This window comes from Anaeromyxobacter sp. SG17 (assembly GCF_022690695.1).
Lineage (GTDB): Bacteria > Myxococcota > Myxococcia > Myxococcales > Anaeromyxobacteraceae > Anaeromyxobacter > Anaeromyxobacter soli.
The window spans coordinates 1-14464 of record NZ_JALCYX010000093.1 but is presented as its reverse complement, the minus strand read 5'-3'; the positions used below and the strand labels follow the sequence as shown (position 1 = coordinate 14464).

Below are 14464 nucleotides of genomic sequence, written 5' to 3'. Positions count from 1 at the left end.
GGCGAGGGCGGGGGCGCGTCGGCGCGCTGGGCCGGGACGCCGCCCGTCGGGCGGGGCGGATCGGCCGGCGCGGCGACGATGGTGCGCGGCTCGCGCTCGCAGGCGGCGAGCGCAAAGGCGAGGGCGACGGGGAGGAGCGCGCGGGGGATCATCGGTGGGGCTCGAGGCGAGGCGGAGCCGGAGCGGCCCCGCAGCCACATTCACATGGGGTAAACTCCGATCGGCACCACGTCGCCCGGCGGCGCGGCCGCGAGGAGCCGGGCGACGGTCTGGCCGGTGCCGGGCACGACCCGGTCCGGGCAGAGCTCGGCGAGGGGCGCGAGCACGAAGCGGCGCGTGATGAGCCCCGGGTGTGGCACCAGGAGCTCGGGCGTGCGGATCACCTGGTCGCCCAGGAGCAGGAGGTCGAGATCGAGCGTGCGGGCCGCCCAGCGGACGCCGGTGCGGCGCCGGCCGCAGGTGCGCTCGACCCGCTGGAGCGCCTCGAGGAGCGCGGGCGCGGGCAGCTCCGCCTCGAGCTCCAGCACCGCGTTGAGGTAGCGGGGCTGCGGCGGCCCGACCGGCGCGGTGTCGAACACGCGCGAGCCGCGCAGCACCGCGACTCGCGGCTCGGTCCGGAGCGCCCGCGCGGCGTGCGCGAGGTGCCCCCAGCGGTCGCCGAGGTTCGTGCCGACGGCCACGTAGGCGCGCATGCGCCTGCCCTAACACGCCGCCTGGGCTCAGACCACGGGATTGCGGAGCACCCCGATCCCGGCGATGTCCACCTCGACCCAGTCCCCGCGCCGGATGGGCCCCACGCCCTCGGGGGTGCCGGTGGCGACGACGTCGCCCGGCAGGAGCGTCATCACCTGGGAGATGAACGCGAGGAGCGCGAACGGGTCGACGGTCATGTCCCGCGTCGAGCCGCGCTGCCGCTCGGCGCCGTTGACCCGGCAGACGACGGGGAGATCGAGCGGGTCGAGCGACGTCTCGACGAACGGGCCGATCGGGCAGAAGGTGTCGAAGCCCTTCGCGCGGGTGAACTGCTTCTCCTCCCGCTGGATGTCACGCGCCGTGACGTCGTTCAGGCAGCTGTACCCGAACACGGCGCCGCGCGCCTCGGCGGCCGTGGCGCGCGAGAGCGGCCGCGCGACCACGACGGCGAGCTCCGCCTCGTGGTGCACCTCGCTCGACTGCTCCGGGCAGCGGATCGCCTCCTGCGGACCGACGACCGAGGTCGGGGGCTTCAGGAAGAGGAGCGGCTGCGCGGGGAGCTCGTTGCCGAGCTCGCGCGCGTGGGCGCGGTAGTTCCGCCCGACGCAGACGATCTTGGACGGCTCCACGGGCGCGAGCAGGGTCACCTCGGCGAGCGGGAGCGCCCGCCCCTCGGGGAGCCCGCCTGCCCACGGCGCGGCGTTCAGCGGCCGGACCTCGCCGCCCTCGACGACGCCGTAGCGATCCTGCCCCCGGTGCCGGAAGCGGCAGATCCTCACCTCGAGCTCCGCAGCTCGAGCACGTCGGCCATGTCGTAGAGACCGGCCGGCCGCCCCGCGACCCAGTGCGCCGCCCGCACCGCGCCCCGCGCGAACTGCTCGCGGCTCGTCGCCCGGTGGGTGAGCTCGAGGCGCTCGCCCTCGCCGCAGAAGAACACCGTGTGCTCGCCGACGACGTCGCCGCCGCGCAAGGTCTGGATGCCGATCTGCCAGGGCGGGCGCTCGCCGAGGATGCCGTGGCGCGTGTACGCGAGCGCGTCGGCCGGATCGCGATCGAGCGCCCGCGCGGCGACCTCGCCGAGCGCGACCGCCGTCCCGGAGGGCGCGTCGCGCTTCCGCTTGTGGTGGATCTCGACGATCTCGACGTCGTAGGCGTCGCCCAGCGTCTTCGCGGCCTGGCGCACGAGCTCGAACAGCACGTTCACGCCCACGCTCATGTTGGGCGAGAGGACGATCGGGACCTTCCGCGCCGCGGCCGCGACACGCGCCTTCGCCTCCGGGGTGAAGCCGGTCGAGCCGATGACGAGCGCGACGCCCTTCTCCGCGCAGACCTCGGCGTTGCGCGCCGACGCCTCGTGGCTCGTGAAGTCGATCACCACGTCCGCGCCGGCGATCGCCGCGGCGAGATCCTCGGCGACCGCGACCCCGAGCGGCGGGAGCCCCGCGAGCGTACCGGCGTCCTGGCCGGCGTGCCCGGGCCGCTCCACCGCGCCGGAGAGCTTCAGCCCCTCGTCGCCGGCCACGAGGCGGACGATCTGCGTCCCCATCCGCCCGGCGGCGCCGGTCACGACCACTCTCACCATCACCCTTCCTCCGGCCCGCGAGGGCCTCACGTCACGCGAGCTTCAGCCCGAACCGCGTCATCGCCTCGCGCACCCTGGCGAGGCTCGCCTCGGAGATGGGCGCGAGCGGGAGCCTGAGCTCGGGGCTCGCCCGGCCGAGGAGCGCCACCCCCGCCTTCACGGGCCCGGGGCTCGTCTCGACGAACAGCGCCCGGTTGAGGTCGGCCATCCGGACCTGCAGGTCGAGCGCGCGGCCGAAGTCGCCGGCCCGCGCCGCGACCACGAGGTCCTTCATCGCGCGCGGCGCGATGTTGGAGATCACCGAGATGACGCCGTGGCCCCCGCAGGCGATGTAGGGCAGCACGGTGAAGTCGTCGCCGGAGAGGAAGGCGATCGCGTCCTTGCCGATCCGCTCCACGAGCTGGACCTGCCGGTCCATGCTCGCGGTCGCCTCCTTGATGCCGACGATGGCGCCCGCCTTCGCGAGGCGCGCCACGGTCTCGGGTCCCATGTCGACGGAGGTCCGGCCCGGCACGTTGTAGGCGATGACCGGGAAGCGGCTCGCCTCCCAGATCGCCTGGTAGTGCTGGTACAGCCCCTCCGGCGTCGGCTTGTTGTAGTAGGGCGTGACGACGAGGGCGGCGTCCGCGCCGAGCGCCTTCGCGGCCTTGACGCCCTCGATCGCCTCGTGGGTCGCGTTCGAGCCGGCCCCGGCGATGACGAGGGCCCGGCCGCGGACGACCTCCACGACCGCGCGGACGACCTCGGCGCGCTCGGCGGGGGTGAGCGTGGCCCCCTCGCCGGTGGTGCCGCAGGGCACGATGCCGTCCGTGCCCTCCGCGATCTGCCACTCGGTCAGCTCGCGCAGGGCGCGGAGATCGACCGCGCCGTCCTTCATCGGGGTGACGATGGCCACCATCGAGCCTTCGAGACGCGGCATGCGGCTTTGACCTCGGCGAGGGGAGAGAGGCGAAAAATGTATCCGATCCGGTCGGAGGCGGAAACCGGCGCGGTGGCGCCGGCCTCACGCGGCGGGGCGACCGCTCATACCCGCTCGGGCGCGGGCGCCGGCTCCTCGCCGCGGACGAGGTCCGCGTAGGTCTCGCGGCGGCGGGCCAGGAACGCCCGATCTCCCTCCACGAGCACCTCGGCGGCCCGCGGCCGCGCGTTGTAGTTCGACGACATCGCGAACCCGTAGGCGCCTGCGGAGCGGACGGCGAGGAGGTCGCCCGGCACGGGCTCGGGCATGCGGCGCTTGCGGGCGAGGAAGTCCGACGACTCGCAGATCGGCCCCACCACGTCGGCCACGATCTCGCGCTCGCCCTCGCGGGGGCGGCCGACGGGCTCGAGGTCGTGGTGCGCCTCGTAGAAGGCCGGGCGCACGAGGTCGTTCATGGCGGCGTCCACCACCACGAACGTCTTGCGGCCGCTCCGCTTCACGTGGAGCACGCGGGTGACGAGCACGCCGGCGTTGCCGACGAGCACGCGGCCCGGCTCGAGCAGCACCTCGCCCTTCCAGCGGGCGAGCGCCTTGCGGATGGCGGCCCCGTACTCGTCGGGGTGCGGCGGGTCCTCGTCCTTGTAGCGGATGCCGAGCCCGCCCCCCACGTCGAGGTGCGCGAGGGGGATCCCCTGCTTCTCGAGCTCGCGCGCGAGCGCGAGGACGCGGTCGATCGCGTCGAGGAACGGCTTCACGCTCGTGATCTGCGAGCCGATGTGGGAGGCGACGCCCACCACGTGGAGCGCCTCGTCCTTCGCGGCGAGCGGGTAGAGCCGCCGCGCCTCCTCGACCGAGACGCCGAACTTGTTCTCGCGGAGCCCGGTCGAGATGTACGGGTGCGTCTTGGGATCGACGTCCGGGTTCACGCGGAGCGCGATGGGCGCGCGGACGCCCATGCGCCGCGCCACGATCGAGACGCGCGCGAGCTCGCCCGCGCTCTCCACGTTGAGCACGCGCACGCCGGACTCGAGCGCGAAGGCGATCTCGTCGTCGCGCTTGCCGACGCCGCTGAACACCACCTTGCGCGGGTCGCCGCCCGCCTTGAGGACGCGGTACAGCTCGCCGGCCGACACGATGTCGAACCCGGAGCCGAGCTTCGCGAAGCGCGCGAGCAGCGCGAGGTTCGCGTTCGCCTTCACGGCGTAGCACACGACGTGGCGGATGCCGGCGAGCGAGCGGTGCAGCACCTTCCAGTGCCGCGTGAGCGTCGCCGTCGAGTAGACGTACAGCGGCGTGCCGTAGCGCTCCGCGAGCCGCTCGAGCGGGATCGCCTCCGCGTGCAGGACGCCCTTCTTGCGCTGGAAGTGGTTCATGGGCAGGGCTGCGCGCCGGGCGCGCCGTCGGTCGAGGTCGGGGCCGAGGTCGGGTTCGGGGGCGAGGTCGGATCCGGCGCCGAGGCGGGGGACGTCGCCGGGGTCGGGGGCGGCGCGGTCTGCTCGCGCTCGATCCCGGGCGGCCGCGGAGGCGCCTTCACGCCGCAGCCGGCCAGGAAGGCGGCGACGCCGAGCGCGCCGAGGCGGCTCACCGCGGCTCCTTCGCGAGCGCCTTCTCCCAGCGGGCGAGCTGGCGCGCCACCTGCTTCGGCCCGGGGGCGCCGGGGAGCTCCCGGCGGGCGAGGCTCCTCCGCGCGTCGAAGCAGCGGAGCACGTCCTTCTCGAACGCGGGGTGGAAGCGGCGCCACTCCTCGGCGGTGAGCTTCGCGAGCGGTCGGCGCTCGGCGGAGGAGAACGCCGCCGCCTTGCCGACCGCCTCGTGCGCCTCGCGGAACGGCACCCCGCGCTCGACCAGGTACTCGGCCGCGTCGGTCGCGAGCGCCTCGCCGGAGCCGAGCGCCTCCTCCATCCGATCGGCGTGGAACGTGGCCGTCTCGATCGCGCCCGCGACCGCGTCGGCGGTGAGGACGAGCGCCTCGGGGCCGCCGATGAGGGGCCGCTTGTCCTCCTGCATGTCCCGGTTGTACGAGAGCGGCAGGCTCTTCACGATGGCGAGCAGCGCGACGAGGTCGCCGATCGCGCGCCCTGCCCGGCCGCGCGCGAGCTCGCCCACGTCGGGGTTCTTCTTCTGCGGCATGAGCGACGAGCCGGTCGCGAAGGCGTCGGCGAGCGACATGAAGCCGAACTCCTTCGTGGTCCAGAGCACGATCTCCTCGCCGACGCGGGAGAGGTGCACCGCCGCGAGGGCGCAGGCGAAGAGGAGCTCGATGGCGCTGTCGCGGTCCGACACGGCGTCGAGCGAGTTCTGCGTCACGCCGGCGAGGCCGAGCGCCCGCGCGGTGGCCTCGCGGTCGAGCGGCAGCGTCGTGCCGGCGAGCGCGCCCGAGCCGAGCGGCGACACCGCCGCGCGGCGGCGGACGTCGGCGAGCCTGTCGCGATCCCGCGCGAACGCCTCGACGTGGGCGAGGAGGTGGTGCGCGAGGGAGACGGGCTGCGCGCGCTGCAGGTGCGTGTAGCCGGGGAGGATGGTCTTCTCGTGCTCGCGCGCGCGGGTGACGAGCGCGCGCTGGAGCCGCCCGAGCGCGGCGTCGCAGCGGTCGCAGGCGCCGACGATGAAGAGCCGCTCGTCGAGCGCGACCTGATCGTTCCGGCTGCGGCCGGCGTGGAGGTAGCCCGCGTCCGCGCCGACGAGCTCGCCGAGCCGCCGCTCCACGTGGGTGTGCACGTCCTCGAGGGCCGGGTCGAGCCGGATCTTGCCGGCGGCGAACTCCTCGCGGACCTGATCCAGGGCGGCCACGATGCGGCGCGCCGCCGCCTTCGGGACGATCCCCCGCTCGGCGAGCATGGTCACGTGGGCCTGGCTGCCCCGGATGTCCTCGGCGTAGAGCGCGCCGTCGTCCTGGATCGAGACGGAGAGCGCGACGAGGCGCGGATCGGCCTCGCCCGCGAGCGCGGCGCGGGACACGGGCTTCGACTTCGTCTTTGGGCTCATCGGGGTCGGCGACGCTAGCACACCCGCGCTGCCCCAGGAATCCCTGCGATTTCCCCTGGCTCGCACGCAAGAGCGCGGCGAGCATCGCGCCCGGAAACCCGACCCGAGACGACGAGGAGACCTGCGAATGGCGAGCGAGATGATCGTGACCTTCCCCGGGAACAAGAAGGTCGACACCCAGATCGGCAAGCACGTGATCCGCACCGATCAGCCCGCCTCGGGCGGCGGCGAGGACTCCGCCCCCGCGCCGTTCGGGCTGTTCCTCGCGGCCATCGGCACCTGCGCCGGGATCTACGTCCTCGGCTTCTGCCAGAAGCGCGAGCTGCCGACCGACGGCATCCGGATCCGCCAGCGGAACCACTTCGACGAGGAGACAGGGGTGCTCGCGCGGGTCGAGCTCGACATCGAGGTCCCGCCGAGCTTCCCGGAGAAGTACCGCGACGCGCTCGTGCGCGTGGCCGATCAGTGCGCCGTGAAGAAGGCGATCCAGGCCCAGCCGCGGTTCGACGTGCGCACGGTCGTCGCCGGCTGACCGGGAGGCCGCTCGTCACGGCGAGATTCGAGCCCGCTGGACGCAGGCCGTCGCGCGTCCCGTCGGTTAGCGCGAGGGGCGAAGCCCCTCCGGCGGGGAACGGTCGCGAACCCGCGACAGCGGGCGCGACCGTTCACGGGCCCCGCCGAGCAGGGGTGGGGCCCCCGGCGGCGGCGGTCAGTCGCCGGCGGGGGCGGGGGCGCAGCCCCCGTTCAGACACCGCCGGGCGTGCCTGCTTCGCGGGGTCCCCTCTAGAACTTCGCGACGAGCCCGAACGCGAGGAGGTGGGCGCGGGAGAGCTCGCCCGGCCCGAACGCGCCGAACGGCTCCAGGATGCCGTACTGCCCGTAGGCCTGGAAGCCGGCGCCCGAGGTGTACGTGAGCATCGTGTCCGCCTCGAGCCCGAGCCGGTTCGTGCCGGTGCCCGGCCCCGTCGAGCTCGGGGTCGACTCCGCAGAGATGGCCTGCGAGTAGACGAGCTGCGCGTCGAGCGCGAGGCCCGGGAACATGTCCCAGCGGATCTTCGGCTTCACGTACCAGGCGTCGGTCACCTGCCCGAGGATGCGGCTGAACAGGATGAGGTCGACCTTGTAGGCCGGGTTGAACCGGAAGTTGCGGATGCTCCGGTCGTTCGTGCCGTTGAACTGGGGGCCCTCGAAGGTGCCGTAGCCGGGGAGCGAGCCGTCCGCGTTGAAGCGGCTCGGGATGTTGCCGAAGCCCGGCGCGTCGTCGCCGCTGGCCGCGCCGAACTCGCCGCGGAGGGTGACCTTGTTCGGGATGGCCTTGTACTCGGTGACGAGGCTGCCGCCCCACTGGCGCAGCTCCACCCGCGAGACCGGCTTGACGGTGAGCGTCGGGTCGGTGTCGGAGGCGGGACCGACCGTGAACGCCTGGCCGATGTGGCCGTAGACGCCGACCGCCTCGGCCTCCACGCGCCAGCGCTGCGTGAGCACGCGCACCCAGAGGTCGAGGACGTGGCCGTAGCTGCGGCGCCGGCCGACGGCGAGCGAGGAGGACGGGTCGAGCTCCGCGCCGAAGCCGTCCTGCGCCCAGGCCGGGATCGAGTCCCGCTGCGTCCGGTAGTTGTAGTAGGCGCCGAAGTTGAACGAGGACTCGTTCCGGTCGAGCTTGCGCCGGATCTCGTCGTCGGTGTCGACGCGCGCGGCCTTCACGGCCCAGGTGCGTGCGTCGTCGGAGGAGTCGGCGTCGAACGGCTGGCCGACGCCCGCGCCGAAGCGCGGATCCGGGCGCAGCGCGCCCTCCGTCTCGAAGTCGAGGATGGGGACGAGCGTCAGCGCGCCGATGGGCGTCTGCACGGGCGGGAGCGCGAACTGGATGCGGTCGACCGTGTCGCCGTAGTCCTCGTCGACGCCGCCGCCCGCGTTCGTGAGGAGCCCGAGCCCCCACTCGGACGGCATGCGGCCGAAGCTGAGCAGGCCGACCGGCGTCTGCACCTCACCCCACACCCGCTTCGGCAGGATCGGGTCGCGATCGGCGGTGGGGTCGTTCGGGTAGAGCTGGCGGGTGCTGCCGTAGAACTGCGCCGGGAAGGGGCTGTACGGATCGTCGAAGAGCTTGCTCGTCGAGGAGCCCAGCACGTAGTTGTCGAGCACGTCGATCTGCGCGCGGACCCGGACGAGCTCGGAGACGTTCAGCGTCGGCTCGAGGCGGAGCCGCATGTTCGCGGTCGCGATCGTGCCGCGCGTGGGCCGGACGCCGGCGGTGGGGTCGGGGTTGAAGACCGGGACCGGGTACAGGTAGTGGCCCGACGCGTCGGGCGCGCGGCCGAGGGCGAGATCGTCGGAGAGCTGCCCGCGCACGCGGTAGTAGCCGTCGAGCTCGAAGAACTCGAGCTTCGGTCCCTCGGCGACGGTGCCCATGAACTCCGCCGCCGACTGGGCGCCCTGGATCTCGGCGCGGACCTCGTCGCGGAGGTCCTCCTTCAGCCGCTCGACCTCGCGCTGGATCGCGGCCTTGGTCTCGGGCGGCAGGTCCGTCGCGGGCTTTTCGGTGCCCTTCGTCTCCTCCGGCTTCTTGTCGTCCTGCGCGCGCGCCGCGCCGGCGAGGAGGAGGAGTGCCGCGAGGGCGGCGAGCAGACGGGACATGCAGGTGACCCCTTGAAAGGAGGGCAGGACGAAACGCGGTGATACAACACGCGTTCCCGCGGTCGGTCAACCCCGATGACGGAGCGCGGCCCGAGGGGCCGCGGGGAATGCGCCGCAGGCCTCCAGGAGATCCGAGGCGCAGGAGCCCGGGCCCGGAGAACGCCTCGCGGACGCGCGCCGGGGCGCACGGACCCGAGGGCCTTCGAGTCAGGCGCGCGCCGCGGGCGCGAGGAGCGAGGACGCCCCCCGGCGGCGGGACCGGGAGCGCGCGCCGATCAGCGGTGCTCGCCGCCGCCCTGCTTCAGCTCGACGAGCACCCCCCGGCTGCCCTTCGGGTGGACGAACGCGACCTTCGAGCCGCCCGCGCCGGGACGCGGCTTCTCGTCGAGCAGCGGCGCGCCCTGCGCGCGCAGCGCCGCCATCGCCTGCTCGATGTCGGGCACCTCGAGGCACACGTGGTGCAGCCCCTCCCCGCGCTTCTCGATCGCCTTCGCCATCGGGCTGCTCGGGCCGGAGGGCGAGACGAGCTCGATGCGCCCCGCGCCGTGGCCGAAGATCGCGACCCGCACCTGCTCGGTGGGGACCTCCTCCACCTCGGCGAGCTCGAGGCCGTAGACGTCGCGGTACAGCCGGATCGCGGCGTCGAGGTCGGCGACGAGGATGGCGACGTGGTCGAGCCCGTTCATGAGGCCTCCGTGCGCCTCGCGGCGCCGCGAGCGAGCGGCGCGGCGCCCGGCATGAGCGGCCTTCGGCGCGAGGGAGGTGGGATGATAGCGCATGGCGCCGCCCGCCCGGACGAGGGGCGGGGGCGAGCGGCGTCACTTCCCGGACTTCACCTCGACCCCGAGGACCTTCAGCGCGCCGAGGAGTCCGACGGTGTCGACCTGGGGTCCGGACCCGAGCGCGAGGTGCGTCGCGTCGGCGACGGGCTGGCCGAAGGTGGGGTCCATCGCGATCCACTCGCCCGCGCTCCGCACCTCCACCCAGGCGTGCCAGTAGAGCGCGTCCTGCCCGTCCTCGTAGCGCGCGTAGACGAGCCCGTGCACCGCGCGCGCCGGGATCCCGAGCGCGCGCGCGAGCGCGACGAGGAGCACGCTGTGCTCGGTGCAGTCGCCGCGGCCGGCGGCGAGCACGTCGCTCGCGCGGTCGTGGCTCGCGCCGTACGCCTTCTCGAGCCGGCGGTACACGTCCTCGGAGAGGAGCTGGGCCGCCGCGTACGCGCCGGGCGCGTTCCCGGCGACCTTCTTCGCGAGCGCCGCGATGGCCGGCTCGTCGGAGTCGGCCTGCGGCGACGGGGCGAGATCGTCGGCGCTCGCGCCCTGGGCGGCGCGGGCGAGGGGGGTGTCCTTCTTCGGGTCGGCGGCGAGCGGCGGGCGCACCGCCACGGTGAGCAGCGTCTCCCCGGCGCGGCCGCGCCCGAAGCGCTGGCGCGCGTCGCCCTTCTGGAAGGAGGGCGGCAGCCCGGCGAGGCGGTAGACGATCGTCGCCGGGACGCCGCGCGGCAGCGGGCGCGGCAGCGGGACGCGCGCGAGCGCGAAGAGGTCCACCTGGTCCAGGCTGCGAGCGGTCTCCTCCGGCTCGGGCCGCGCCACGATCGCCTCGCCGAGCCGGATCTCCACCACCCGCCCGTCGTCCGCGACGCGGTACTCGGCCGCGAGCCGGTCGCCCGCCTCCGACTCGGCCACGACCGACACCTCCTCCTGCACGCCGCCGCCGGCGATGGTCTCGCGCCGGAGGAAGACGTCCTGCATCTCCTTCACGCGCAGCTTCTCGAGGTCGAGCTGCTTGCCGCGCACCGTCCCGCGCCGCGCCGCCGCGAGCCGCACGCCGTCCGCGAGCTCCGCGGTCTCGGTGACGCCCTCGACGGTGCGCTCCTGCCGGCCGGCGGGCGTCTCCTCGACGAGCCTGCACACCGCGCGCGCGCAGGTGCCGGACACCGTCCGGTCGCCGCCGTCGCCCGCCCACACCGCGCGGACGGCCACGAGCGGCCCCTGGTGCCGCGCCTCGTAGACGCGCTCCTCCTCCTGGCGGCGCTCCACCGTCTTGCCGCCGACGTTCGCGCGCACGAGCGTCTCGCTGCGGCCGACGAGGACGTCCTTGCCGTCGCGCAGCTCGCGCGCGAGCTGGACCTTCGTGAAGCCGGCCTTCTTGCCCACGAGGTACAGGCCGAACCACTCCGGGCCGGGGGGCCTCGGGACGCTCAGCGCGTCCGGGAGCGCCGCGGCGCCGGCGGCGAGCTCTCCGCGGGGCGGGCGCGGGGGCTTCGCGGCCGCGGCCCGCTGCTCGGGGCAGCCCGCGAGCACGAGGGCGAGCGCGGCGGCGCCGGCGGCGAGGAGGTGCGTTCTCATGGTGCGTGTCCTTCCTTCGGAGAGGCGTTCTACCAGAAAGCCGGAGGATCCAACGGGGCTGCGCCCCGCCCCGCCGACGGATGGCGCCTCGGTGTTTCCGAATGGCCTGCCGGCTAGCTGGCGCCCGGGAGGACCGCCTCCGGCCGAGGTACCCAGCGCGTCACGAGCCGCGCGAGCTCCTTCTCGTCCTCCTCGCGCACGATGGCGTGCGCGTACCGGCCCTCGCCCGCGGTTGCGAGGCGCGAGAGGATGGCGCTGCCGTAGTGCGCCTCGGCGAGGAACTGCACCTCGAGGTCGGCGAGCCGCCGGGCGCGGAACACCTCGCGCGGCACCACCTCCTGCGCCCAGGTCGGATAGCTCGTGTTCGTCACGTGCATGTTCACGTCGATGTCGCCGTAGCGCACGTGGAACCGCTTCTGGTGCTCCCACTCGCGGAGCTCGGGGAGCCTGCCGGGCTCGAGGGTGAGCACCGGCGCCGAGGGCTCGCGCGGGAAGCGCGCGTCGAGCACGTCGGCGGGCCGCACCGGCCGCCGCGTGGCGAGGTCGAGCACGAACCACTGGGTGGTCGCGCGCGCGACCTCGGCGCCGTCCGCGCGGCGCACGACGAAGTCGCGCAGCGCGGCGAGCCGGTCGATGCCCGCGGGCCAGGTCTCGATCTCGAGCCGGTCGCCGAGGACGATGGGCACCGGGTTCTCGATGCGCTGGCGGGCGAGCACCCAGGTGAGCCCGCGCGGCATGAGCACGTCGAGCCCGACCCCGAGCGCGGCCGCGTGCTGCCCGGCGACCTCCTGCAGGTAGCCGGACAGGGCGGCGATCGCGATGGTCCCGAAGGCGTCCACCTCGTAGGTGTGGACGCCGAAGCGCTGGCGGTGGGTCTGCATGGCGCTACAGGCTAGCGCCGAACCGGACCGAGGTGAGGATCGCGTCGATGCGTCCCGTGTCCTCCGGCTCGGGATCGGCCTTGGAGACCTGCACGTTCACGCACACGCCCTCGCGCCAGAGGAAGAGGTGGGCGTGCTGCTGGCGGATCTTCCGGCCGCGCAGCTCGTCCAGCACGTAGGCGGCGCGCGCCCCTCCGCTCGCGTCGGACAGCGCGAGCTCCCGCAGGTCGGGCGCGCTCTTCCGGATCCGCTCGAGGATGCGCTCGCGGCAGGCGCCGGCGTCGGCGGCCCCGTGCGCGTCGCGCAGGGTCACCGACGCGACGAGGCCGCTCTGCGGATGGCGTCCGAGCACGAGCACGCCCTCCCCGTCCTCGGCGGGCCGCGGCTCGAACATCTCGAAGCCGGGGAGGTCCACCAGCACGGTGAACGCGCGGCCCGGATAGGCGACCGAGAGCGGCTCGGTCTCGGCCTCGGGATCGGGCGTGAAGCGCATCGCGCCGCTCTTCGGGGCGGCGGGGCTCCCGCCGGCGGACGCCGGGACGTGCCGCGCGCCGCGGACGACCTCGAGCACCGCCTCGCGCTGCGGTCCGGGCGCGTTGTCGAGCAAGGTGAAGGCGAGGATCATGTCGCCGACCGCGGCCGCGCCCTGCAGGAGGTGACGCCACTCGCCCTCGCCCGGCTCCCGGGCGGCGAACGCCTTGTCGGTCGCCGCGAACCAGTAGCCGTGCACCCCGCGCTCGCCGCGCAGCTCGTGCAGCGCGATCTCCTGCTCGACGCTCGTGGCGAGCGCCTTGCGGCGGGCGAGCTCGGCGAGGAGCTGCGCGGTGTCGCCCTGCGCGTCCGCGCCGAACGCCTCGGGGCTCGCGGGCGCCTCCTCGGCGGTCGGCGGGGGGTTCCAGAAGGGCGTGAGCAGCACCATGAACCCGCCGCCCGCCTTCGCGTCGCGCGGCTCGAGGCGGACGGTGAGCGCGATCGGCTCCTCGCCCTCCGCCGAGCTCGCCTTCCAGCCGGGCGGGAGTGCGATCTCCAGCTCGCCGTGCCCCGACACCTCGAAGCGCTGCCGGGACGGGGGCGCCGCGCCGCCGCGCCGGCCGGCGCAGGCGCCGAGCGAAAGCGCGACGGCGAGGCCGAGCACGAGCGCGGCGCGTCCGGTCGCGCGGTGGCGAGGCGTGGTCAATTCATCCCTTCCCTGCCGCCCTTCTAGCGTTTCCCGCTCTCCCATGCGAGCGACGCCCCGGGGAGTCCCGCGCGGCCTGCGGACGCTCGCGCGCGAGAGCCCAGGTGGGCCATCATGCGGCCGTGAAGCGGACCGCCGCCGCCGCGCTGCGCAACCGCGAGGCGATCGCCTCGGCACTCCGGGGCGTCCTGCCGCCGCGCGGCCTCGTCCTCGAGCTCGGCAGCGGTACGGGCGAGCACGCGGTGTACCTCGCCCGGGCGTTCCCCTCCCTCGAGTGGCAGCCGTCCGATCCGGACCTGGAGGCGCGCGCGAGCATCCGCGCCTGGTCGGCCGAGGCCGGCCTCGCGAACCTGCTCGGGCCGCTCAACTACGACATCCGGCTCCCGCTCTGGCAGGCGCGCCCTGCGGACGCCGTGCTCTGCGTGAACGTGCTGCACGTCGCCCCGCCGGAGTGCGCCGAGGCGCTCTTCCGCGGCGCGGCGCGCGTCCTGCCGCCGGGGGGACCGCTCGCGGTGTACGGGCCGTTCCGGCGGCGCGGTGCCCCGCTCGAAGGCCGGCTCGCGCGGCTCGACGCGCAGCTCCGCGCGCACGACCCCGCGCTCGGCGTGCGGGAGCTCGAGGCGCTCGAGGCGCTCGCCGCCCGGCACGGCCTCGCGCTCGATGCGGTGGTGGCGATGCCGGAGGAGGGCGATCTCCTCGTCGTGTGGCGGCGCGGGTGACGGCGGGGGCTTGCTCGCCTACGGAAACCGCGCGTTGTGCCCCGCGAGCTCCGCGCAGGCCGCCGCGAGCGCGCGGGCATCGAGCCAGCCGCGCTCGAGGAAGTACTCGCCGATCCGGCGCTGCATGCGCCCCTGGCGGCCCACCGCGGTGAGGAGCTGGAGGCGCGTGAGGTAGCCCGTGCGGAGCGCGTACTCGCCGAACCGCTCGCCGGTCGCGCCCTCCGCGCGGCGGCGCGCGAGCACCGCGGCGACCGTGGCGGAGTCGAGGAACCCGAGCTCGACCGCGATCCGGCCGAGCGCCGGACGCTGCGCGCGCTGCCAGGCGATGGCCTCGACGAACGCGGACCAGGGGACGCGCCCCGAGTAGTAGAGGAGCTCGGCGAGCCGCAGGCGGCGGCGCGGGAGCGGCTCGCGGGCGGCGTAGGCGGAGCGCGGCGGCGCGGCGGGAGCGGCCTCGCGCGCGGTGGGCCGAGGCGGAGGGCCGCGCGGCGGCGGGCGAGGGGCGTCTCGAGGCGGTCGAGGC

15 protein-coding genes are annotated in these 14464 nt (G+C 74.9%); 2 read left to right on the top strand and 13 right to left on the bottom strand.

Features of this window, described 5'->3' with window-relative positions:
• Positions 1-200: 200 nt before the first annotated feature.
• The 7 genes from folK to argH form a co-directional block, all read right to left on the bottom strand.
• Positions 201-692 carry a 2-amino-4-hydroxy-6-hydroxymethyldihydropteridine diphosphokinase gene (folK, locus tag MNY60_RS21290; RefSeq protein WP_242340825.1) on the bottom strand — a complete coding sequence of 164 codons (492 nt, stop codon included), beginning with the start codon at positions 690-692 and terminating at the stop codon, positions 201-203.
• A gap of 27 nt (positions 693-719) precedes the next feature.
• Complete coding sequence (locus tag MNY60_RS21285; protein ID WP_242340824.1) at positions 720-1472, bottom strand: fumarylacetoacetate hydrolase family protein; 753 nt, start codon at positions 1470-1472, stop codon at positions 720-722.
• Positions 1469-2275 (bottom strand): 4-hydroxy-tetrahydrodipicolinate reductase, encoded by an 807-nt coding sequence (dapB, locus tag MNY60_RS21280; protein WP_242340823.1) that lies wholly within the window; start codon positions 2273-2275, stop codon positions 1469-1471. Before dapB ends, MNY60_RS21285 begins: the two co-directional genes overlap by 4 nt.
• A gap of 31 nt (positions 2276-2306) precedes the next feature.
• On the bottom strand, positions 2307-3194 hold the full coding sequence (gene dapA, locus MNY60_RS21275) for a 4-hydroxy-tetrahydrodipicolinate synthase (RefSeq protein ID WP_242340822.1): 888 nt from the start codon (positions 3192-3194) through the stop codon (positions 2307-2309).
• A 104-nt stretch (positions 3195-3298) separates the two neighbouring features.
• Positions 3299-4567, bottom strand: a complete 1269-nt coding sequence (gene lysA / locus MNY60_RS21270; protein ID WP_242356553.1) for a diaminopimelate decarboxylase — start codon at positions 4565-4567, stop codon at positions 3299-3301.
• Positions 4564-4779, bottom strand: coding sequence for a hypothetical protein (locus MNY60_RS21265; RefSeq protein WP_242340820.1), 216 nt, complete (start codon positions 4777-4779; stop codon positions 4564-4566). The genes lysA and MNY60_RS21265 overlap by 4 nt, the downstream gene beginning before the upstream one ends.
• Positions 4776-6179: an argininosuccinate lyase gene (gene argH / locus MNY60_RS21260; RefSeq protein ID WP_242340819.1), complete on the bottom strand. Its 1404-nt coding sequence runs from the start codon at positions 6177-6179 to the stop codon at positions 4776-4778. Before argH ends, MNY60_RS21265 begins: the two co-directional genes overlap by 4 nt.
• Before the next feature lie 127 nt (positions 6180-6306).
• Between argH and MNY60_RS21255 the strand changes: the two genes are divergently transcribed.
• Entirely contained in the window at positions 6307-6711 is a 405-nt protein-coding gene (locus MNY60_RS21255) for an OsmC family protein (protein ID WP_242340818.1), read from the top strand.
• Between the two features lie 251 nt (positions 6712-6962).
• Here MNY60_RS21255 and MNY60_RS21250 read toward each other — a convergent pair whose 3' ends face one another.
• From MNY60_RS21250 to MNY60_RS21230, 5 genes are all read right to left on the bottom strand, one after another.
• Entirely contained in the window at positions 6963-8816 is a 1854-nt protein-coding gene (locus MNY60_RS21250) for a TIGR04551 family protein (RefSeq protein ID WP_242340817.1), read from the bottom strand.
• A 275-nt stretch (positions 8817-9091) separates the two neighbouring features.
• Positions 9092-9502 (bottom strand): methylmalonyl-CoA epimerase, encoded by a 411-nt coding sequence (mce, locus tag MNY60_RS21245; protein ID WP_242340816.1) that lies wholly within the window; start codon positions 9500-9502, stop codon positions 9092-9094.
• Between the two features lie 132 nt (positions 9503-9634).
• Positions 9635-11164 carry a transglutaminase family protein gene (locus MNY60_RS21240; RefSeq protein WP_242340815.1) on the bottom strand — a complete coding sequence of 510 codons (1530 nt, stop codon included), beginning with the start codon at positions 11162-11164 and terminating at the stop codon, positions 9635-9637.
• A gap of 113 nt (positions 11165-11277) precedes the next feature.
• Positions 11278-12045 (bottom strand): acyl-[acyl-carrier-protein] thioesterase, encoded by a 768-nt coding sequence (locus tag MNY60_RS21235; RefSeq protein WP_242340814.1) that lies wholly within the window; start codon positions 12043-12045, stop codon positions 11278-11280.
• 4 nt (positions 12046-12049) lie between these two features.
• The gene (locus MNY60_RS21230) at positions 12050-13222 is read right to left on the bottom strand and encodes a hypothetical protein (protein ID WP_242340813.1); all 1173 of its coding nucleotides are present in this window, start codon (positions 13220-13222) and stop codon (positions 12050-12052) included.
• 122 nt (positions 13223-13344) lie between these two features.
• Here MNY60_RS21230 and MNY60_RS21225 point away from each other — a divergent pair, with 122 nt between their 5' ends.
• Positions 13345-13941, top strand: a complete 597-nt coding sequence (locus MNY60_RS21225) for a DUF938 domain-containing protein (protein WP_242340812.1) — start codon at positions 13345-13347, stop codon at positions 13939-13941.
• A gap of 18 nt (positions 13942-13959) precedes the next feature.
• Here MNY60_RS21225 and MNY60_RS21220 read toward each other — a convergent pair.
• Positions 13960-14464 (bottom strand): molecular chaperone DnaJ (locus MNY60_RS21220; protein ID WP_242361805.1); only part of this gene is annotated, 505 nt, incomplete at its 5' end.